1 protein-coding gene is annotated in these 273 nt (G+C 30.8%); it reads left to right on the top strand.

Annotated features, from left to right (window positions below; genetic code table 11):
• Positions 1-273 (top strand): hypothetical protein (locus tag AAEY72_RS14855; RefSeq protein ID WP_352311315.1); only part of this gene is annotated, 273 nt, incomplete at both ends.

Raw genomic sequence — 273 nt, 5'->3', positions numbered from 1 at the left:
GCTGGTATTCCTACCGAAGGTATTAAAAACTTTGCCATGGTATTTGTTGGTATTATTTTTGTAATTAACTCTCTTGATTCGCTTATCCGGTTATACACAGATAACTTAAACTTGACGGTTAAACGCTTAGGTAAATTTAAATATTTAACCATGAATATTGTTGCTTTGTCGTTGTTAACATTACTATTTAAGTTAGAGTTTTTACAAATTCAATGGGTTGGCGCATTAGTTATTACCTTGTTCTTTATTTGTATTGCTTATATTGGCTACAAC

The sequence above is a fragment of the Psychrobacter sp. W2-37-MNA-CIBAN-0211 genome (assembly GCF_040309405.1).
GTDB lineage: Bacteria > Pseudomonadota > Gammaproteobacteria > Pseudomonadales > Moraxellaceae > Psychrobacter > Psychrobacter glaciei.
The sequence above is the reverse complement of the archived record's forward strand: the minus strand, read 5'-3'. Positions and strand labels throughout refer to the sequence as shown.